The organism is Paenibacillus terrigena DSM 21567 (assembly GCF_000374845.1).
Lineage (GTDB): Bacteria > Bacillota > Bacilli > Paenibacillales > Paenibacillaceae > Paenibacillus_K > Paenibacillus_K terrigena.
Genome location: NZ_KB895419.1, coordinates 127,247 through 148,758 on the forward strand (window position 1 = coordinate 127,247; position 21,512 = coordinate 148,758).

Here is a 21,512-nt window from a genome sequence, read left to right on the forward strand (position 1 = left end):
TAATCTATGAAAATCATAAATCCATTGAACAACATTTACTGGTCATCTGTCCTTCATGATGGCTGGAAGCTGTACTTCGCTGCTACGGATAAGGGGCTCTGTTATGTCGGCTCGCCGAATCGACCTTTTGAGGAAATGCTTGCCACCGTTGCAAAACATCGTACCGACCATCCTTGGATTCAAGATGATGAAGGGTTGAAGCTCATCCGCGAAGAATTGATGGAATATTTGGAAGGCACACGGTCCAATTTCTCCATTCCGTTCGATCCGATCGGGACTTCGTTCCAGCTTGCGGTATGGCAGGCGTTGTGCAGTATTCCCTACGGGGAGACCAAGTCGTACGCAGATATCGCTCATTCCATTTCAAAGCCTGCTGCAGTACGAGCGGTAGGAGCTGCAATTGGAGCGAATCCTGTGCTGATAGGCATCCCATGTCATCGTGTTATTGGAAAAAACGGCGCATTGACTGGTTATCGTGGTGGATTGGAAATGAAGACAAAGCTGCTGCAATTGGAACGGAATCATGCGCGAATGAGTGTCACAATTTAATATGAAATTAGATATTGCTAGCCGCTGCGATAGTAGCGGTTTTTTGTCGTCGATATGCTGTTGAATCGAGATTTAGGTATCTATCGCTATTAAATAAGGAATGCACCTAAAGAATTGAATCCGCAAGTGCATATGATAGGGAAGTGACAGGCATCCCGCGTAAGAATATGAAGAGGTGATCTGAACATGAACCAGCATTGGCCTATCCATGCGCGTAAGAAATGTATACGAATGGAGCTACAATATCAACAACCTAGGCGGCGTATTAGACGAGGATGTCAATTATTCTATTGCCATCCACGTAGAAGGGTAAATCTAACGACGATTGAAATGGAGCAGCTGATTGTGCTGGTCGAGCAGCTTCGAGTCGAGGTAGATCCATTGCGGCAGATAAGACACTTTCAGCATATCCAGCATATCCATCCTATCGTAAAGAATCTCCAACAATTTATGGATCAGTTGCATCTACCTCCTTCCAGATTGAACCCTGTAAAGGGATCCTTGCAGCAGCTGCTAGACTTACTGAGTCAAGGGAACATGTCTCTGGCAAATCAGAGTTCTGCACTGCAGAACATGCTGGATGCATTGCTACACTTTGCACTGCATGGGACAAATAATCATAAACAAATCACAGCCCACATTCATGCAATTCAATTATTTCTATTCAATATCGATGTGAAAATGGCGGCTTCAGCGTTTGAAATCAGATCAGGCGTTGGACCTGTTGGTGCGGCGGGTCCCACAGGGCCCGTTGGCCCAACAAGTGCTAGTGGCTTCATAGGATCTTTGTCTATCCAATAACGATCCCGATGGATTGGTAGAAGCCATTGCATCGCAAACGCAGTGTCATTTGATGCTGCGTTTTTGTTGTTGTGATGTACTTAATCCGAATGGTCCCCTCATATAATACGATGAATGCGGTTTACGTCGAACTTTGTCCATCCTAAGACCCCGGTAAGGAGGGAGGAGATATGCAGTTTCTTGGTTCTGAAGAACTTGAGATGACGCGCTCTGTTCTTCGAGACTTTGCACGCAGTGAATTAGCACTCCGAGTGAAGGAACGTGATGAGGAGCAGACATTTGACAGTGCGATTGTCAAGAAGATGGCAGAATTGGGTCTCACAGGGATACTCATTCCAGAACAATACGGAGGTGCAGCAGGAGATTGTCTGACATATACGGTTGTGATTGAAGAGCTGGCGGCGATTTGTGCTTCTTCAGCTGCTGTGCTTGCAGCACATACCGCTTATGCGAGTTGGCTGTTATACAGCAACGGTAATGAAAAACAGAAGGCTTTGCATTTGCATGATTTGGCGCAGGGGGTGAAGATCGGGGGGATTGGTTTTCCGGTCGGGCGTGCAGACAGCGAGAGTCAGAGAGACCAACTATTGGCACATAGGGCAGGGGATGTCATGGTCTTGGATGGGAACCATCCTTGTGTCGCTAATGTGGGGATCGCGAATCTTTATATCTTATTTGCATTTGTTCCAAGTGGGTCGAGAAAGCGATATCAAGCCTTTATCGTAGAGGAGGGAAATCCGGGGTTCAAACTTGGCAAGCTGCAGCGCAAGATCGGACTTCGATCGTATCCAACGGCTGAAGTGGTTCTGGAGCAATGCGAGGTGCCTTATTCGAATCGTCTTGGCTCTGTACGAAGTGGGCGTAGCAAGGTTGTATCATGGGTTGATTTAGGTCATCTCAGTGCGGCCGCACAGGCTGTGGGAATTGCTCAAGGTGCACTTGATCGAGCGGCAGCTTACGCAAAAGAGCGGGTTCAATTCGGCAAAATCATTGGCCGTCAGCAAGGGATTGCTTTCAAATTGGCAGATATGGCCGTGAAGTTGGAAGCCGCACGATTGCTTACGTATCAGGCCGCATGGCGAATGGATCAGCGATTATCCTGTAGGAAGGAAGCGGCAATGGCTAGATTGTACTCAGCGGAGGCAGCAGTTGCAATTACGACCGAGGCTGTACAAATCTTCGGCGGATATGGCTACATGCAAGAGGTTGGGTTAGAACGATATATGCGCGACGCGAAATGTTTGGAATCGGATTATGGTACGGGTGGATTCCATATGGATGTTAGGAGACGTATTCGGTCCGATTCGAAGGTGGTGAAGTGATGCAGGAAACCGTGATTATCTCGGGCTGCCGAACCGCATTCGGTAAATTCGGAGGCATGTGGCGAGGCGTCAAGGCCGTTGATCTGGGTGGTGCGGCCATCCGCGGAGCCCTGCAGCGAAGTCTAATGGATCCTGCAGATGTGGATGGCGTTGTCATGGGGATGGTGCTTCAAGCGGGAGCGGGACAAAGTCCTGCGAGGCAAGCAGCAATGCTCGCAGGGCTTAGCCAACATGTATCGGCGGAGACGGTGAATAAAGTCTGCGCTTCCGGGCTTCGAGCGGTTACATTGGCAGATCAGATGATTCGAGCGGGTGACGGCTCCATCTTCGTTGCAGGTGGAATGGAGAATATGAGTAAAGTGCCTTTTGCAGCACCTAACATGCGGTGGGGTGTTAGGATGGGCTCCTCTGAGCTGATTGATCTGATGCAGTATGACGGTCTGTTGTGCGCCTTCGAACAGGTACTTATGGCGCAATACGGCGATGAGGCGGCTCAAGAGCAAGGGATTAGCCGGGAGGAGCAAGATGAATGGGCTCTGCGAAGCCACAACCGCGCAGTTGCAGCGATAACACAAGGGAAAATAAAAGATGAGGTGATCTCTGTATCCACATCGCAAGGTGAGAGGGATACGGATGAATGTCCGCGAATGGATACCAATCTTAAGAAACTGGGCCAGTTAAAACCAATCGTTGGCGATGGGGGGACTGTGACGGCTGGAAATGCGCCAGGCGTGAATGATGGTGCAGCAGCATTCCTACTTATGTCAAAGGAAGAAGCCGCACGTCGCTCTCTAACGCCCCTTGCCCGGATTATCGGTCATACGTCGATTGGAATGGAAGCGCGTCATATTGCGCAAGCACCAGCTGTTGCGATTCAGAAGCTGCTGCAGAAGACAGGGCATCGAATGGATGAGATTGATCTCTTCGAAGTCAATGAGGCATTTGCTGCAGTTATTCTCACTTGTTCACGAATGCTCGCGTGGGATATCGAGCGCGTGAATGTGAACGGCGGTGCGATTGCGCTAGGACATCCGTTAGGTGCGAGTGGAGCAAGAATTTTACTGAGTCTGATTATGGAACTACGGCGCAGGGGAGGGGGCTTAGGGATTGCAGCGATATGCAGCGGCGGTGCGCACGGGGATGCAATTCTGGTTCAAGTGGATGGATAGAATGAGGTGATTCCAATAGCCATTCGAGAAGTTACGGTGCTGGGTGCAGGTCAGATGGGAAGTGGAATCGCACAGACTTTTGCACAACACGGCTACCAGGTTGGGCTCTATGATATCGAATCAACGGCCGTCGAGCGAGGGGTTGTAGGGATAGAAGGTTCTCTAACTCGTTTCGTACGGAAAGGAAGCTTGACGGAGGAAGACAAAAGTCGGATTATGCAGCAGATTCAACCATCTACGGATCTAGGCATCGCAAACCGTTCACAGCTTGTGATCGAAGCGGTCCCTGAGAAGATGGAACTGAAGACCGCGATATTTCAAGAATTGGACTCCATTTGCATGCCGGATGCGATTCTTGCAACCAATACATCGTCGCTCTCCATCACCGCGATTGCTGCAGTCACGGGTCGTCCAGATCTGGTGATCGGGATGCATTTTATGAATCCTGTTCCGATCATACCGCTAGTTGAGATTATTCGAGGATTGGCCACGTCGGATGCGACCTTCGAACAGATCAAGGCCATAACACAGCAGCTTGGCAAAACAGGCGTGGAAGTCCAGGACGCACCCGGTTTCGTCTCCAATCGAATTCTAATGCCGATGATTAACGAAGCCATCTATACCGTCTATGAAGGGGTGGCAGCACCAGAAGCGGTGGATCAAGTGATGAAGCTAGGTATGCATCATCCGATGGGACCGCTTACGCTTGCTGATTTCATTGGACTCGACACATGTCTATCCATTATGGAGACATTGCACCAAGGTTTCAGTGATTCGAAATATCGGCCATGTCCTTTATTACGTAAATATGTGAGTGCAGGTTGGCTCGGACGAAAAACGGGTAGGGGGTTCTTCGTATATGACCAATAAGAATTACGCGCTTCATGAGAGAGGAGTGCCTGCGGATGGAGCTCAGATTGTCGAGCGAACAAGAGCAGTGGCAGAGCAGGGTGCGGCAGTTTGCGGAGACAATCCTTGTATCTCATGTGGCTCCTATGGAACTCGAGGGTGCTTTTCCGCGGGAATTGCTGAAGGAGATGAGAGCGAGCGGCTTCATGGGCATTCCCATCCCGAAGCAATGGGGAGGCGCAGGGGCTGATTTCATATCCTACATTCTCGCGATTCATGAAATCTCAAAAGTCAGCGCTGCTGCGGGCGTCATTCTCTCCGTGCATACTTCAGTGGGCACGTTGCCAATTCTTCATTACGGTACTGACGAGCAGAGGGAGAACTATGTACAGAAGCTGGCATCGGGAGAAGCACTTGGTGCGTTCGCGCTGACGGAACCTCATGCTGGCTCGGATGCGTCATCCATTCGAACGATGGCAACGTTTGAAGGGGATCATTATCGATTAACGGGATCGAAGATTTTTATCACGAACGCAGGCGTAGCGGATACTTATATTATTTTTGCAGTGACCAATGCACTACAAGGGGCTCGTGGAATTTCTGCTTTTATTATTGAGCGGGATAGTCCTGGGTTTAGCATTGGCAAAGCGGAGAAGAAAATGGGTCTTCATGGCTCGAATACCTGTGAGATTACACTGGATCAGGTGAAAATTCCAGTGACTCAGCGCCTAGGTAGAGAAGGTGAAGGTTTCGTGATTGCGATGGGAACGCTCGATGGTGGACGCATCGGTATCGCAGCACAAGCATGGGGTATCGCGCAGGCAGCGCTTGAACTCGTAGATGGAACAGATAGGCATAGGATCGATGATCGCGGACGAAGACGGAGGAGGTCACCATCGGACCTCGATCTCATTGCGGAGCTCATGACGCAGGTTGAAGCCGCAAGGCTGCTTGTCTATCGTGCTGCTTCGTTACGTCAAATGGGCTTGCCTTGTACGAAAGAATCATCGATGGCTAAGATGTTCGCTTCGGATACAGCGATGCGGGTCACTGGCGCAGTGATACGAATCCTTGGCCGCCAAGGCTGCACAGATCATTTTCCGGCAGAACGGCTGTTTCGCGATGCGAAAGTGACCCAAATCTATGAAGGGACGAATGAGATTCACAGGATCGTGATCAGTGGTTCAATGCTTCGATAAGGCATGAGATGTTCTGTATAGGAGGTGACCGTCTATGGTAGACTCACCCGGTCTACGATTACGTCAAGCAATAGAAACGGAGCGTCCTCTTCAAGTCGTGGGTGCAATCAACGCTTACTCCGCTATGATGGCGGAACATATTGGATTTCAAGCGCTCTATCTATCGGGTGCAGGGATTGCCAACGCTTCCTATGGGCTTCCTGATCTCGGAATTACTACACTGCAAGATTGTCTGGAGGATGTCAGGCGAATCTCAAGTGTGACCAAGCTGCCGCTACTAGTCGATGCCGATACGGGTTTTGGCGGGGCATTTCAAATCGCACGGATGATGCAAGAGATGCATCGCGCAGGTGCGGCTGGTATTCATATCGAGGATCAAGTCGCAGCCAAACGATGCGGTCATCGACCGAATAAAGCCATAGTCCCGCAAGAGGAGATGGTAGATCGCATTCGAGCGGCTGTCGATGCTCGCGTTGATCCGCAATTTGTCATTATGGCACGTACGGATGCCATCGCCGTCGAGGGTATGGAGGCTGCCATTGAGCGTGCTTGTGCATGCGTTGAAGCAGGGGCTGATATGATTTTTCCCGAAGCGGTGACAAGTCTGGAGGATTATCGTCGCTTCGCAGAGCAAGTCAATGTTCCTGTGCTCGCGAATCTTACAGAGTTCGGGCGGACTCCATTCTTCAAGCTTGAGGAACTGCGGACTTCGGGTGTACGCCTTGCGCTTTATCCGTTGTCAGCCTTTCGGGCGATGTCTGCGGCAGCCATGCAGGTCTATCAGGCTATACGTCAGGATGGTACACAGCAGAACGTGCTGGATCTGATGCAGACGCGTGCCGAATTGTATGACGTACTTGGTTATGAGGGCTACGAGCAGAAGCTGGATCGTTTATTCGCTACGGAGAGGAGTGATCCAACTTGACGGATCGGCACAATAATGGATTAGCGGATGTCATCGCAGGAGAGACGGCTATTTCAACAGTAGGGAAGGAAGGCAAAGGACTTACGTACCGAGGCTATAGGATTCATGATCTTGCTCGCGCAGGGACATTTGAAGAAACAGCGTATTTGTTGATCTATGGAGCACTTCCGACTAGCGAAGAACTGCAGCAATATCAAACGAAGCTAACGATGTTAAGAGATTTGCCTACAGGATTGCAGACAATACTAGAACAGCTCCCTGCCACGACGCACCCTATGGATGTACTGCGAACTGGCATATCTGCGCTTGGTGCATTCGAGCCGGAATCCGATGAGGGAACTGGACAGGATATTGCAAATCGGCTTATCGCGAGTAGTGCTTCAATTCTCTTCTATTGGTTTCATTTTCAGACGAAGGGCGTACGTATTGAGACTGCAACCGGGAGCCGGTCTGTCGCTAGTCATTTTCTCGAGTTACTGCATGGCATCGAGGCTAGTGAGCTTGATCAGCGGGCGCTGGATGCCTCCCTCATTCTGTATGCTGAACATGAGTTCAACGCATCGACATTTGCCGCTCGGATTACAGCTTCTACACGATCAGACTTCTATTCGGCGGTAACAACCGGCATCGGTACGCTACGCGGACCTCTTCACGGGGGTGCGAACGAAGCGGCAATGGATTTGATTGAACGTTTTGAGAGCCCAGATGCTGCGGAAATCGGGATTAAGGAAATGTTGGAGCGTAAGGAACTGATTATGGGCTTCGGTCATCGCGTCTATTCTATCTCCGACCCCCGGTCAGGTATTATAAAGGCTTGGTCGAGAACGCTGTCGGAGGAGGCGGGGAATATGCGACTCTATGAGATCTCTGAGCGGATCGAAAAGGTGATGTGGGACGAGAAAAGGTTGTTTCCGAATCTTGATTTCTACAGCGCATCCGCCTACCGGATGTTGGGCATTCCTACAGCTCTGTTCACACCGCTCTTCGTCATCTCCCGAATTAGTGGGTGGTCGGCGCATATTCGTGAGCAGCGGGAGGTCAAGCGAATTATTCGTCCTCAAGCGGATTATACAGGGCCTGAACCGATGTCATGGGTCCCAATCAACCAGCGTTCATGAATAGGGGAGGGAGCTTCATACATGTCTCTATCTCATCATGCTGCTAGGCCGCAACCTGATCGGCTCCTCGTCGAGATTGCAAAATATGTGTTGGAACAATCGATTGATAGCGAAGAAGCATATCAGACGGCAAGATTATGTTTATTGGATACATTGGGCTGTGGGCTGCTAGCGCTGCGCTATCCGGAATGTACGAAGCTGCTAGGTCCGATCGTACCCGGTACAATCGTGCCGAACGGTGCTCGTGTTCCAGGCACATCGTATCAGAGCGATCCATTGAATGCTGCCTTCAATATCGGGACGATGATTCGCTGGCTGGATTATAACGATACATGGCTTGCCGCGGAATGGGGACATCCATCAGATAATTTGGGTGGAATTCTCGCAACGGCGGATTATATCAGCCGGACCCGCACAGCCGAAGGCGGAACTCCGCTGCATATGCGGGATGTACTTACGGCGATGATCAAAGCCCATGAGATTCAGGGCGTCCTTGCACTCCAGAATAGCTTCAATCGAGTGGGGTTGGATCATGTAATCCTGGTGAAAGTCGCTTCTACTGCTGTGATAACAGCGATGCTAGGCGGTACGCAAGAGGAAGTCATACAAGCGGTGTCGAATGCCTGGATTGATGGTCATCCGCTGCGAACTTATCGGCATGCGCCGAATACAGGGACCAGGAAATCATGGGCGGCAGGAGATGCAACAAGCCGAGCCGTGCACTTAGCGCTTATGACATTGAAGGGAGAAATGGGATACCCTTCGGCCTTAACAGCCAAGACGTGGGGATTTCAGGACGTGTTATTCCATGGGCAACCGCTGCGCATTGAGCGGCCGTTCCAGTCCTATGTCATGGAGAATATCTTGTTCAAAATCGCATTTCCTGCGGAATTCCACGGCCAGACGGCGGTTGAATGTGCACTGCAGCTTCACCCGAAGGTGATTCATCGTCTAGCAGAGATTGATACCATTCAGATTACAACGCATGAATCTGCGCTGCGGATTATCGATAAGATTGGGCCGCTTCATAATCCTGCGGATCGAGATCATTGCTTGCAATACATGGTTGCCATTGGGCTTCTCCATGGCTCGCTCCATGCGGATCATTATGAAGACAACGCTGCAGCAGATCCTCGGATTGATGCATTGCGGCAGAAGATGATTCTCGTAGAAGATGAGCGGTATTCCCGTGATTATCTGGATGAGCATCGACGCTCTATCCCGAATGCGATACAGATCACCTTCGTAGATGGCACAGCAACGGATAAAGTAGAGATTGAATACCCGATCGGACACCGCAGAAGAAGACAAGAGGGTATCCCTCTCCTGATGGAGAAGTTCGAATCCAATGTGAGAAGTCGATTTGCTGTGAAGCAGGCGAATCGAATCTTCTCAAGTTGTGCGGATCAGGCGGAGCTTGAACAGATGACCGTGCATCAGTTCATGGATTTATTTGTCGCGAAATGAACGCATAGAAGGGCTGCCGACGAATCGGCAGCCTTCTTCGTGTCTAGGTGATTCGGTACAATGAAAGTCTTGAATCCGATTACAATAACTTTTTCTTCATATCCCCAAGATACTTCAGAGCAACCCCGAATGCGCCGACGTAATATGCGCCGAGGAGCAAATAGCCAGTATAATCCAGGGAGACGACGTTCGCAAGTACGAAGAGTGGAAGCACGTAATACAATACGTCTTTCAAATAGTCAAGAACGAGAGAGCTGGAGAACTTCTTGTCTACCAATGCACGGTACAATCCGAGCAAAAAGCTAAGTCCCATTAATCCAAACAGAACCCACATCGTGTAGAGCATCCAACCTGTTAGCACAAATGTCATTTCAACTCACCTCCCCCGCAGGAGGAATGACTGCGTACTATACTATATGTGAGACGGATCAAGGTTGTACTAGGACAACGCACAGGGTACCAAAAACAATTTTAATGAAATATTATCATTTCCTGAACCTAGTAATTATGGTAATATCATTGTGTTTCGTTAAACGCATGATACAAACATAACGTTGAGTTAATGATGGAAGGGGTGCCTATGAACCAAAAGTTGAAAGCCGAAGTGCTGTCTGTACTGCAACAGGTGAAGGCGAGCGATGTTGTCTACTGGATGCATTGTGATCGAAGTAAAGACGGCAAGGGCTTCGCCAGTACGTATTTGATTCTTACGAGTGTTGCACTTCATATCGTATCGAGTACAGAGGGTCAGATTACACAGAAAATATTCAAAGGGATTCAACGAACTCCGAAAGAAACGCCGCGCACAACTACATATCAGTTCGTAGAATCCATTCCACTCCACAGTATTGAGAAGATTTCCATCGTTAATTTAGTTGCATCAGGACTCGTCGTCATTCATGAACAAGAAGAGCGTGCCATCGGTGCGTTCACGAACGGGGAAATGGCGCGTGCCGCCAAATTAGCCTCCTTCGTTACAAAGCTGAAGAATCAGGAAGAGATTCGTCAGGATGAAATCGAAGATCATTCGGAACAAGCTTCATGTCCGAAGTGTGGGATGATCTATCCGGAAGAAGGCAGGCAGATCTGTCCGAAATGTATGAAGAAACACGCGATTTTCGGGAGATTGCTCTCGATTGCAGGCGGGTATAAGAGGCTTATTGTCCTTATCGTGCTATTCATGCTGCTTAACTCGGCATCGGGTCTTGTCATTCCGTACTTGCAAGGAACGGTACTCTTCGATCAAGCGCTTAACAATACGGGTGCTTTTGCTGGGCAGATTGGTCTCGTCATCGTACTGATTTTAGCATTTCGAACCATTTCACTTGGATTTGGCGTTGTGTTCAGCATGTTGAATGCAAAACTCGCCGCCAATGTCGCATTTGATCTCAAAGCAAGTGTGTTCGAATCCATGCAGAGGCTATCCCTGAACTTCTTCCAGAAGAAGCAGACCGGCCAGCTCATGACCCGTGTCAATAATGATGCGACGGAATTGCAGTATTTTTTCGTAGACGGGATTTCGTTCTTTATTGTGAATGCAATGAACATTATCGGGATTACAACCGTGATGCTCATCATGGATTGGAAGCTCACTTTAATTTGTTTCATTCCAATTCCAATCGTCATTCTGCTGATGCGCTGGGTATTCCCGAAGCTCTGGCGATTGTCTTGGCGCAGACACCGACGCGTGAGCATCATGAATGCATTGATCAGTGATTCCATCCGTGGAACCCGTGTCGTGAAGGCGTTCGGTAAGGAGCGGCAAGAGTCGGAACGGTTCCAGCGAGCTAATCACAATTTCTCGGATGCGGAACAATCATTCAACTTGATGGGCAGCACCATTTTTCCAATTCTGAATATGCTCACGCAAATCGGTGGGATTCTGATCTGGGCATTTGGCGGTTGGAAAGTGATGAGCGGCGAGATCTCATTTGGTCAGATCATGACGTTCGTTAGTTACATCTACATGCTCTATGGCCCGATTCAATTCATGAACAATATCGTGAACTGGTGGTCGTATTGCATGACAGCTGCACAGCGGATATTCGAAATTCAAGATGCTGTACCGGAAGTTGCTGAACAACCCAATGCGGTCCATTTGGAGCGGATGAAAGGTGAAATTCATGTGTCGAATATGACATTCGGTTATGAGCCTAACAAACCGGTTCTACAGAATGTAACGTTTCGTGCGAAACCTGGCCAGATGATTGGGGTTGTCGGACATTCGGGTGCAGGCAAATCAACGCTCGTGAATCTGATCTCTCGACTCTATGATGTGACAGATGGTGAGATTCGAATCGATGGACATAATGTTCGCAGCTTGAGCATCTCATCGATGCGTTCGCAAATTGGCATTGTATCGCAAGAAGTCTATGTCTTCATGGGTACGATCGCTGAGAATATTGCCTATGCGGATCCGGATTGTACAATGGAGGATATCATTCATGCAGCGAAAATTGCGAATGCGCATGACTTCATAACGAAGCTCCCTGATGGCTACGATACGATCGTCGGTACAGGCGGGCATAATCTATCGGGCGGTGAGAAGCAGCGGATTTCGATCGCGAGAGCGGTACTGCATAACCCTCGTATTTTGATTCTCGATGAAGCAACGGCCTCGCTAGATACGGAGACGGAGCTTCAAATCCAGGAAGCGCTTGAATCACTTGTCGAAGGTCGAACGACAATTGCCATTGCACATCGATTATCAACTTTACGGAATGCAGATTATCTCCTTGTCATGGATAGTGGTAAAGTCGTTGAAGAAGGAACCCATGAACAATTACTTGCTAGAGATGGCATGTATGCCGGTATGGTGATGAAACATGACGAAGCGTTGAAAATGAGAGAGGTGGTCTAATGCAATCCATAGCTGATGAACGCACGGATTTATCCGTTGCCGCGCAGTTGAATTATTTAACGGCTCAGAATGCGGTTTTTCGTAAAACAGATGGGAATATGCTCGCTGTTCAAGTAGGAGATGAAGATTTTCAGGGGGTGTATCTTCATTGCTCCTTCCCTCACACGAATCGAAAAATCTATATCTCCGTACGTACGGGCGAACATAAAGAAGTGGGTATCATCAAAGCATTAGATGAAGATTTTCCACCAGAAACAGCTGTGCTTCTCGAAGAACAAATAGACATTCGATATTTCGCACCCGTCATTACGAAGGTGATCTCGATCAAAGAAGAATTCGGATACTCCTATTGGAATACAGAGACGAGTGCTGGCCATTGTCAATTCACGGTCCGAAGCGGCAGTGGCAATGTGAAGTCGGTTACCGAGAACAAGCTGCTTGTCATCGATGTGGATGGCAATCGCTTTGTGATCGAGAATGTGAAGCAGCTAAGCGAGAAGGAATACCGGATGGTGGAAATGTGTATATAGGAGGTCGACTGCGATGAATCTGCAATTCGAACTGTCCGAGCAAGATCATCATGCGGTAATGGAAGTGTTGGATGAGCCCATTACGTACTGCGTTCCGGCAGATTTAGCGCTTGATGGAAGAAGAACGAACGGTTTCTTTGTCATCGGGGAGACGAAGTGGGTGGTTGTCATGGATGGAGAGGTTATTGAGACCTGCGCCATTCATGAGACGAGCGATTACAAGGTGATTCCCTTAGTAGGCAATGTCATTATGGAAGCTACCCATCGCGATGTCCGAAGAATTATCATTCGAAGTACGATGCAGCATGCGGCGCGTGTAACCTACATGGCGCAAATTCTCAACTATATGTCTTCGAATAGCAAGATACGTATCTACAATAATGAGGCAGAACAGATCTGTACGAATTGCGGAGGCGCGCTTGTTCCAGGTACGCGATTATGCCCGAAATGTATGAATAAGGCTGCAGCGTTCAAAAAGCTATGGCAAGTCTCGAAATCTCATTGGCGCATGCTTGTGTTTGGACTCATCATTTTATGTGTTATGTCGGTGGTCACTTTAACAGGACCCTATTTCCAGAAAATTCTCGTCAACTCAGCGTTAGCGCCGCCTGCCGGTCAAAGTGCTAATCTGACGATGTTCTGGTTTGCGATTGGTGGGATTGTGTTCGGATTGGTCGCGGGGGAACTGTTAGGCGTACTTCGAGGCAGGGTTATGGCTCGTGTCAGCTCGAGAATTGCTGCGGATTTGCGTAATCTCGTGTTTGAGAAGGTTCAGAGTTTATCCCTAGGATTCCTTACCTCCCAGCGTGCCGGTGATATGATGAACCGGATTACATCCGACACGGACCGGATCCGGAACTTGATCCAAGAAGTATTCACGATGGCCTTGTTCCAGATGATTATGCTGGTAGCTGTCGGAGGATTGTTATTCAGTACCGATTGGCGCCTTGCACTGATTATTATTTTACCTGCGCCACTCGTTGCTTATATTCAATATTTTGTCTGGCGCGCCATACTTCGCAAATTATTTCACCAGCAATGGCGGGTTTTCGATAAAGCGAACTCCTTCCTACACGATGTCCTTAGTGGGATTCGTGTCGTGAAGTCCTTCGGGAAAGAAGAGCGAGAGATTAAGCGATTCAGACAATATAATCGAGAATTTGCCATGGCAGCAATTAAGAGTGAGAACGTTTACAGCTATCTATCGCCGATTTCATTCTATCTCATTCAGATCGGACAATATTTCGTGTTGCTCGTCGGCTGTAACATGATTCTAGGTAATGAGCTGTCCCTCGGGGAACTAATCCAGTTCACAGGGTATGCAGCAATGATCTACGGTCCGCTCGCATGGCTTATGAATATTCCAAGGTGGATTGCGAATGCGTTGATCTCAATTGAGCGCGTATTCTCGGTTATCGATGAACAGCCAGAGATTAACGATACAGATAAATCGGTCAAACATCAATTGCACGGGGCCATATCGTTTCAGGATGTTACGTTTGGATACAAATCCTATGAACCCGTATTGAAATCCATTCATTTCGAGATCAAGCAAGGGGAGATGATCGGACTTGTAGGACATTCCGGTGCAGGCAAGTCAACGTTCATCAACCTGATCTCCCGATTCTATGATGTGAATGAAGGCGCGATTATGATCGACGGCGTGGACATTCGTGATATTAAGCAAGAGGATCTCCGCTCACAAGTGGGTGTTGTCCTTCAAGAAACGTTATTATTCAGCGGTACGATAATGGAGAATATCCGTTATTCGAAGCCGAATGCAACGATGGAAGAGGTCATTCAGGCGGCGAAGATTGCGAACGCGCATGATTTTATTATCAAATCGCCTGACGGCTATGATACCAAGCTCGAAGAGAATGGTAATAATATCTCGGGCGGCGAAAGACAGCGGATCGCCATTGCTCGTGCTGTGTTGAACAATCCACGCATCCTCATCCTAGATGAAGCTACGGCTTCACTGGATATTGAGACAGAGTCTGAAATTCAAGAAGCGCTGAAGCGGGTGACGAAGAACCGTACGACAATCGCGATCGCGCATCGTCTGGCTACCCTGAAGAATGCAGATCGACTACTGGTTTTGGAGAAAGGTGCTGTCGCCGAAGTCGGTACCCATGATGAATTAATGCAGCAGGAAGGCATTTATTACAAACTCGTCATGGCGCAGCGGAATATGTCGAAGGCGAAGACGGATGCTGAGCCAAAATTAGAGGAAGTCGTGAATAGCTAGAACGTCCGTTTAAGAATCAGCAGGACCACGTGAAGGGGTAACACCCATGAGCGTGGTTCTTGTGTTTTCTCTCCCAATCGCATCGAATCGTGAACGTTCTTGGAAATTAACGTGTGATAACGTGTTATAATATGAAATAAGTTAAAGACTTCATTATGTAACATAGGGAGACGGTATAATGGATTACCAGGATTGGATTGCACCAGAATATTATAATTTGACCTCGGAGATGGATCGTCACGATCCGAATAAGCTCGCGCTCAAATGGCTGAATGCGGCTGGAGATTACGAGGAGATTACATATGGAAACTTGCTGCAGCAAGCGAATCAATTGGCTCAAGGGATGAAGGATCTCGGATTGCGTCAAGGAGACCGAGTTCTCGTGATGGTTCCGCGTCGGATTACGGCATATGTCATTTATTTAGCGTGTTTGAAGCAAGGACTTGCCATTATTCCATCTTCAGAGATGCTGCGTGCGAAGGATCTGTCTTATCGGCTTCAGCACTCCGAAGCTCGCGCCGTGATCGCGTGTGCCAGTGGAATCACAGAAGTGGATCAGATTGACAGTGAACTACCTGCCTTAGATTTCCGGATTGCTGCCTTCGAGACGCGCGATACAGCACCATCCAATTGGTTGATTCTGGATGAATTAATGAAGGACAAGCCAGATTCCTTCGAGACGGTATTAACACACCGTGATGATATGGCTATTCTAGCTTACACATCGGGAACGACAGGCAATCCGAAAGGGGTCGTGCATCGTCATGGTTGGGGTTATGCACATCTGCGGATCACGACGCCATGGCTTGATATTCAAGAAAATGATATGGTGTGGGCGACGGCTGCACCAGGGTGGCAGAAGTGGATTTGGAGTCCTTTCTTATCGGTGCTTGGCCGAGGAGCGACTGGGTTTGTCTATGACGGTGCATTCCAACCGAACCGATATTTGGAGCTTATCCAGAGTTACCGGATTCAGGTCTTGTGCTGTACGCCGACGGAATATCGACTGATGGCGAAATCGATGAACTTAGGCCAATTTGACTTATCATCACTCCGCAGTGCTGTATCAGCTGGAGAACCGCTGAATCAAGAAGTTATCCATTCGTTCCAACAGCAGCACCAGATTACGATCCGAGACGGTTATGGTCAGACCGAGAGTACTTTGTTAATCGGAGCACTGAAAGATGCGCCTTTCCGATTGGGATCCATGGGAAGATCCATTTCTCCAGGGTTGGTTGAAGTTATTGATGCGGAGGGGAGTGTCCTTCCTGCTGGAGAAGTAGGGGATATTGCCGTTCATCGCGACATGCCTGCATTATTCGAAACCTATTTCAAAGACCCGGACAAGAAAGAAGCGAATATTCACGGCGATTATTTCATCACAGGGGACCGTGCTTCCAAAGATGCGGACGGATACTTCTGGTTCGAAGGACGCGGGGACGACATCATCATTAGTTCAGGTTATACGATTGGACCGTTTGAAGTGGAAGACGCTTTGATGAAGCACCAATCTGTGAAAGAATGTGCGGCGGTTGCTAGTCCTGACGAAATTCGCGGCCATGTGGTGAAAGCCTTTATTGTTCTCAAGGAGAATGTAGAAGGTTCTGAGGATCTAATAAGAGAGCTTCAGAACCATGTGAAGCAGCTGACGGCACCTTATAAGTACCCTCGCAAAATTGAATTTGTTGAAGATTTACCGAAGACGAACTCGGGCAAAATTCGTCGCATTGCATTGCGTGAGCAGGAGAAACGGACAGCGGGCAACTAAGGAAATTAATGGTAGGGAACGCTATTTTTCGAGCAATTGAATCAAAGGCACAAATGCATGAAGTGATTCCTGGATTGCATTTGTGCCTTTTTTTTACCATGATTAGGAATAGCATTGTCTGGAACGGGGATATTATCTATGGGTTGATTGACATCACGATTGGATAGAAAGGGGAATAAACATCACACATGTACGATATCTGACCGTTATGATCCTGCTGTTCGTCATGACGGCGGTGCCATATACGAATCAAGCAGCTTATGCATCGAGCACCAATCCGTACCATTTTGGATTTAAGAAGAGCAAAAATCATCAGTCGGCCTCCATTCAAGAAGAAGGATTTAAAGATATCTTGATGCGTCAAAATTCTATTTTCCTCGGCGATGTGTCGAAGAAGGAATTATATTTAACCTTTGACAATGGATACGAGAACGGCTTTACACCGAAGATCCTCGATATTCTCAAGGAGCATCAAGTACCTGCAATCTTCTTCGTCACAGGGCATTATGTCAAAGAAGAGCCGGATTTAATTAAGCGAATGGTCGCTGAAGGTCATCTGGTTGGTAATCATTCATGGAGTCATCCAGATATGAGCCAAATATCGAATGCAAAGCTGCGTGAGGAATTGGACAAGGTAAGGATCGAAGTGCAGCGAATCACGAATCAACAATCGATGACATATTTACGGCCGCCGCGGGGGATTTTTAATGAGCGAGTCCTTCAGGCTAGCAAGGAACTCGGTTATACGAGCGTATTCTGGTCGATTGCTTACAAAGATTGGGATACGAACGCGCAGCGCGGTTGGCGGTATGCATATGATTCGGTGATGAACCAACTTCATCCGGGCGCAGTGATATTGCTTCACTCGGTGTCTCGAGACAATACGATGGCTTTAGGTGCGATGCTCGCCGAAGCGAAACGACAGGGTTATGTGTTTAAGTGTTTGGATCAGTTGCAAATGAAGAATTATTAGTAAGGACCTGGCCGATGGCCAGGTTTTTTTGTTGGGTGAAGTGTTTCGATGATCTATAAAATGAGAAAGATTGCCTGAATGTTTTCAGACAATCTTTATTTTGCGTATTCTTTATCCTTCATATGAACGATTCATCATCGAATGGCAGTTATTGTACATTTGTTCTAATTCCGTATCATTCATCTGTGGATGCATTTCCTTCATGAAAGGAATCATGTCCTTGAAAGAAGCGGGTAGATAATTCGACGCATAGGCTACGGTTCCAATACCTATTGTGATTACAGCGGTCATAAGAACAGCAAATACTTTCATTTTCATTGATGTCACCTCCAGTTGGTTATACGAATGAAGCATATAAGATAATGGTGTAGAAAGGATATGATCTACATCATGTAAATCTTGGATTAGGCGACTTGGAAATGGTGACTCATCTACCCAAGAAAAATTGCGTCTTTTGGGATTTTCTGCTATAATTTTGCGTGATATTCATTGGGGGTGGTACAGATGGCAATGCTAAATTGCTCATTAGCTAGGAAGTCCTCATGCAAAGCCTAATCTAGGGCGATACTTTGCGTGAGGTGCGATAGAATAGATTCGATCGCCCAAACTTAACTTTATCGTTTCTAATAGTGGGCTTTGCACCTTATGATCTTTCATAACAAATAAGGGGCTGAAGAGCTATGAGTACACCATTTATTAGAAACCATCAATTTAACGTGATTAAGAAACAATCGGAATTCCTTCAGAATACACTGCGAACCGTCGCAGATCGGAGCGTCTTGGAGACCGTAAGATATCGTGCTGCATCGATCATTATGGAAGCAATACCCGATCTTACAGAGAATCAGCAGAAGATGCTGGAACAAATTACGACCTTCGAGACGGCATATGATTTCCAGAGATATCTTAGCGGATTAGAACCATACCTAAAGTCATATCCGCCGATTACGCTGAAGCAGATTCAGAAGCTATTCCCTAAGAATAAGAAACTGAAAGCTCCTGATCTCTCATCCACCGATTTTCGTCGTGTGACGTATCTGAGCTGGGTAGATGTTGCCACGAACAAATTATTCGTTGTATATCCGTTCGAAGGACAGTTCATCGGCATCGAGGGAAGAATTACGCCGACACATAAGAAAGGGTATTGCCTGTTCTGCAATCGGCATCAAGAGCTTGCATTCTTCACAGTCAAGACCAAGCCTGCGAACGCTTCGCCAGATAATTATTCAGCTATTGGTCAATACGTATGTATAGAGAACCATGGATGTAATCAGAGCATAACCGATACAGAAGCACTGGAGAAGTTCATTCTCTCCGTTCGCAAATAACGCTTTAATTCAGATGGATATGTTCTTGAACTCTGTTAACCAACAGAATAACGTATACGTAGTTCTTGAGCGATATCATCCGATCTGTTTGATTTAACAATCCCGCAATAGCAGTGTAGTTGCTTGTAATTGTTGACAAAGCCGTGGTGAACGCTGTTCATCACGGCTTTTTTGCGTGCGCAGACGAGCTCGCTGATCTAAGCATTCACCTGAATCGTAGCAGTCATCCCAGATTCTCGATGTCCGGGCAGCGTACATCGTACCTCATAGGTGCCGGCCTCTTCGAAGAAGACGATTTGGCTGCTCTTCTCACCGGCGGCAGCATGAACATGGATGTCAGTGCCAACGATCTCAAAATCATGCTCCAACTGACCGGCATTGTCGAGTGTAATACGAACACGCTGGTTCGCGTGAATCTGAAAGTCGTTAGGTGAAAAGCTGAATTCATTAGCAGCAACATATAGTTCTTGAGCTGCATCTTTGCTCTGATCTCCAGGTGAAGCAGAGTGGTGATGACCCGTATTGGCATGATCAGGAGAAGGATTTGCGAGTGGTGGATTCGTTGCGGATGAACTAAACGGCAGCTGCAGCCCACCTCCAAGTACGGCGATAATTACGATGAACATACGAATTGGTTTTGCGAATAAGGATGATTTCTGACGGAGCTGTTCAGCTTTCAATTCTCCTTGGAGCATGATGAACAGCAAGAATAGAATGCCGCTGCATAGAATCGCCATGATTTTCACGGTGACGGTTATATAAGCCGCAGGCATCATGAACATCAACATCGCGCCCATCATCCCGCCCATGATGCCGGACAGGAGTCCATCCATGATCGCCATAAGACTGATAGGCCACCCGATGAAAACGCCAGCGAGGCCGCCAATCAACATACCGATCATGGTCGATAGGAAGAATTGACCGGGCAGCCATACTACCACAAAAGTTCCCATAACAAGGCCAACAGTCATACCAAGCGTCATGGCTGACATCATACCTACCATGCAAGAGATTTGCCGGCGGAATGTAATTACGAAACCTGTGAGCCATGCAGAGAGTATTACGATTAAACCTGTTAACACAGCTAATATCATATACGATGCCCCCTAACCCTATATTCATATGCTTGACCTGATTAATTATGCGAGAGGTTAGAAGTTTAAGGATGACGACTGATGAAACGAAACGGAGCTGATATTCATATGTTTAACGTATTTGAGGTTTCAAGTGCGATAGTGGAACATATCCAGCAGCAATGCCCGGATGATATTGCGATTGTTGCCTGCTATGGATCCTATGTACAAGGCTCAGCGAATGCGAGATCGGATTTGGATTTCTTTTTCATTCCTGCTAGTTCAGATGGTTATCGCGCGAGCATCCAGTTCATTATTGATGGCATTAGCTTTGATTTCTGGCCGATTAGCTGGGAACGTGCTGAACGGATGGCGAATTATGAAGAATCGAACACTTCGATTATTGCGGATTGCCGGCTATTATATGTCCGTTCGGATGCGGATCGTGACCGGTTTGACCAGTTGCAAGAGAAAATTACGAATCCTCCTGGGCTGAAATTACTTGAACGCGCAGAGTCTGAACTTCAAGGTGCCTATGTACATTTGTACAAAATGAGATCGACACCCGATCAGGATAATCTAGCTTTTTATCGAACAGAATCTCAAGGGATATTAACGAAGGTGCTCTATAGTCTCGCATTGATCAATCGTACGTATTTGCGAAAAGGGTGGGGAAAGAACACAGAGCAGATCATGAATTTCATGATTAGACCGGCTCGACTTGAAGATTACATACATATCCTGATTCATTCTAATTCATGCCGAGAAATGCAAGCGAACTGTGAGCTGCTCACACAGGAGACCATAGAACTCCTCACAAGACAGCAGGAATCTTATACAGATGGGCCTTCCTACACCGATCGAATGAATGGGTTCTATGAAGAGTTCAAAGGAATATTCAATAAATTAACTGAAGCGTGTGAAAAGAATGATATTGATACCGCCTATTATTGGTCAATCGGCTTACAAGATGTCATAGCTAAGTTCCTGTATTATTCAGAACGCGGTTATTGGCCTGTGGAACTGGAAGCAAGTCTAGCCTATCAAGTCTATTACGAAAATGCCGGATTTCCGAACTTAGTCGCACTGTTCGATCCTCAGAATTTATTGCCTTTAGAACAAGCTGTACAACGATTTGATTCAATGTTCGTAGAATTTCTAACAGCGAAGTGGCTTAAGATTCTTCAGTTCAAATCGGTGAATCAATTCCGTGAATTTCTTCGTACTCGCGAGTAAAGAATCGGTTGCGTAGGCAGACATAAATCATAAGTTATAGAGATTAAAACCTGGTGCTCGACTGCTAGGTTTTTTTTCTATGTCTGAGAGGCAGAAC

At 47.5% G+C, this 21,512-nt stretch carries 19 protein-coding genes; 16 read left to right on the forward strand and 3 right to left on the reverse strand.

Going from position 1 to position 21,512, the window contains the following annotated elements; translation table 11 throughout:
* The first annotated feature begins 6 nt into the window (after positions 1-6).
* The 9 genes from C558_RS0120725 to C558_RS0120770 all read left to right on the forward strand — a co-directional run bounded on the left by C558_RS0120725 (position 7) and on the right by C558_RS0120770 (position 9,399).
* Complete coding sequence (locus tag C558_RS0120725) at positions 7-549, forward strand: methylated-DNA--[protein]-cysteine S-methyltransferase (RefSeq protein ID WP_018758216.1); 543 nt, start codon at positions 7-9, stop codon at positions 547-549.
* A 330-nt stretch (positions 550-879) separates the two neighbouring features.
* On the forward strand, positions 880-1,350 hold the full coding sequence (locus C558_RS32725) for a hypothetical protein (protein ID WP_156826213.1): 471 nt from the start codon (positions 880-882) through the stop codon (positions 1,348-1,350).
* A gap of 170 nt (positions 1,351-1,520) precedes the next feature.
* Complete coding sequence (locus C558_RS0120740; RefSeq protein ID WP_018758218.1) at positions 1,521-2,672, forward strand: acyl-CoA dehydrogenase family protein; 1,152 nt, start codon at positions 1,521-1,523, stop codon at positions 2,670-2,672.
* Positions 2,672-3,841 (forward strand): acetyl-CoA C-acetyltransferase, encoded by a 1,170-nt coding sequence (locus C558_RS0120745; RefSeq protein WP_018758219.1) that lies wholly within the window; start codon positions 2,672-2,674, stop codon positions 3,839-3,841. The genes C558_RS0120740 and C558_RS0120745 overlap by 1 nt, the downstream gene beginning before the upstream one ends.
* Positions 3,842-3,856: 15 nt before the next feature.
* Positions 3,857-4,711 (forward strand): 3-hydroxybutyryl-CoA dehydrogenase, encoded by an 855-nt coding sequence (locus C558_RS0120750; protein ID WP_026264049.1) that lies wholly within the window; start codon positions 3,857-3,859, stop codon positions 4,709-4,711.
* Positions 4,712-4,746: 35 nt separating this feature from the next.
* Positions 4,747-5,889: an acyl-CoA dehydrogenase family protein gene (locus tag C558_RS0120755; RefSeq protein WP_018758221.1), complete on the forward strand. Its 1,143-nt coding sequence runs from the start codon at positions 4,747-4,749 to the stop codon at positions 5,887-5,889.
* Between the two features lie 34 nt (positions 5,890-5,923).
* On the forward strand, positions 5,924-6,814 hold the full coding sequence (gene prpB, locus C558_RS0120760; RefSeq protein WP_018758222.1) for a methylisocitrate lyase: 891 nt from the start codon (positions 5,924-5,926) through the stop codon (positions 6,812-6,814).
* The gene (gene prpC, locus C558_RS0120765; RefSeq protein ID WP_018758223.1) at positions 6,811-7,932 is read left to right on the forward strand and encodes a bifunctional 2-methylcitrate synthase/citrate synthase; all 1,122 of its coding nucleotides are present in this window, start codon (positions 6,811-6,813) and stop codon (positions 7,930-7,932) included. Before prpB ends, prpC begins: the two co-directional genes overlap by 4 nt.
* Positions 7,933-7,953: 21 nt before the next feature.
* Entirely contained in the window at positions 7,954-9,399 is a 1,446-nt protein-coding gene (locus tag C558_RS0120770) for a bifunctional 2-methylcitrate dehydratase/aconitate hydratase (RefSeq protein WP_018758224.1), read from the forward strand.
* A gap of 79 nt (positions 9,400-9,478) precedes the next feature.
* Here the strand turns inward: C558_RS0120770 and C558_RS0120775 are convergent, their stop codons facing one another.
* Positions 9,479-9,769 carry a hypothetical protein gene (locus tag C558_RS0120775; RefSeq protein ID WP_018758225.1) on the reverse strand — a complete coding sequence of 97 codons (291 nt, stop codon included), beginning with the start codon at positions 9,767-9,769 and terminating at the stop codon, positions 9,479-9,481.
* A 210-nt stretch (positions 9,770-9,979) separates the two neighbouring features.
* On the opposite strand from C558_RS0120775, the gene C558_RS0120780 reads away from it, so the two are divergent.
* From C558_RS0120780 to pdaA, 5 genes are all read left to right on the forward strand, one after another.
* Entirely contained in the window at positions 9,980-12,259 is a 2,280-nt protein-coding gene (locus C558_RS0120780; RefSeq protein ID WP_018758226.1) for an ABC transporter ATP-binding protein, read from the forward strand.
* Complete coding sequence (locus C558_RS0120785; RefSeq protein WP_018758227.1) at positions 12,259-12,789, forward strand: DUF1854 domain-containing protein; 531 nt, start codon at positions 12,259-12,261, stop codon at positions 12,787-12,789. Before C558_RS0120780 ends, C558_RS0120785 begins: the two co-directional genes overlap by 1 nt.
* A gap of 13 nt (positions 12,790-12,802) precedes the next feature.
* Positions 12,803-15,037, forward strand: a complete 2,235-nt coding sequence (locus C558_RS0120790) for an ABC transporter ATP-binding protein (protein WP_018758228.1) — start codon at positions 12,803-12,805, stop codon at positions 15,035-15,037.
* 178 nt (positions 15,038-15,215) lie between these two features.
* Complete coding sequence (locus C558_RS0120795; protein WP_018758229.1) at positions 15,216-16,805, forward strand: acetate--CoA ligase; 1,590 nt, start codon at positions 15,216-15,218, stop codon at positions 16,803-16,805.
* Between the two features lie 208 nt (positions 16,806-17,013).
* Positions 17,014-17,778, forward strand: a complete 765-nt coding sequence (gene pdaA, locus C558_RS0120805) for a delta-lactam-biosynthetic de-N-acetylase (protein ID WP_018758231.1) — start codon at positions 17,014-17,016, stop codon at positions 17,776-17,778.
* 111 nt (positions 17,779-17,889) lie between these two features.
* Here the strand turns inward: pdaA and C558_RS31540 are convergent, their stop codons facing one another.
* Complete coding sequence (locus tag C558_RS31540; RefSeq protein WP_018758232.1) at positions 17,890-18,096, reverse strand: hypothetical protein; 207 nt, start codon at positions 18,094-18,096, stop codon at positions 17,890-17,892.
* 362 nt (positions 18,097-18,458) lie between these two features.
* On the opposite strand from C558_RS31540, the gene C558_RS0120815 reads away from it, so the two are divergent.
* The gene (locus C558_RS0120815) at positions 18,459-19,106 is read left to right on the forward strand and encodes a FusB/FusC family EF-G-binding protein (RefSeq protein WP_018758233.1); all 648 of its coding nucleotides are present in this window, start codon (positions 18,459-18,461) and stop codon (positions 19,104-19,106) included.
* 197 nt (positions 19,107-19,303) lie between these two features.
* On the opposite strand, the gene C558_RS0120820 is transcribed toward C558_RS0120815, so the two are convergent.
* Entirely contained in the window at positions 19,304-20,200 is an 897-nt protein-coding gene (locus C558_RS0120820; RefSeq protein WP_018758234.1) for a cupredoxin domain-containing protein, read from the reverse strand.
* Between the two features lie 81 nt (positions 20,201-20,281).
* Here C558_RS0120820 and C558_RS0120825 point away from each other — a divergent pair, with 81 nt between their 5' ends.
* On the forward strand, positions 20,282-21,415 hold the full coding sequence (locus C558_RS0120825) for a hypothetical protein (RefSeq protein WP_018758235.1): 1,134 nt from the start codon (positions 20,282-20,284) through the stop codon (positions 21,413-21,415).
* Positions 21,416-21,512 lie beyond the last annotated feature (97 nt).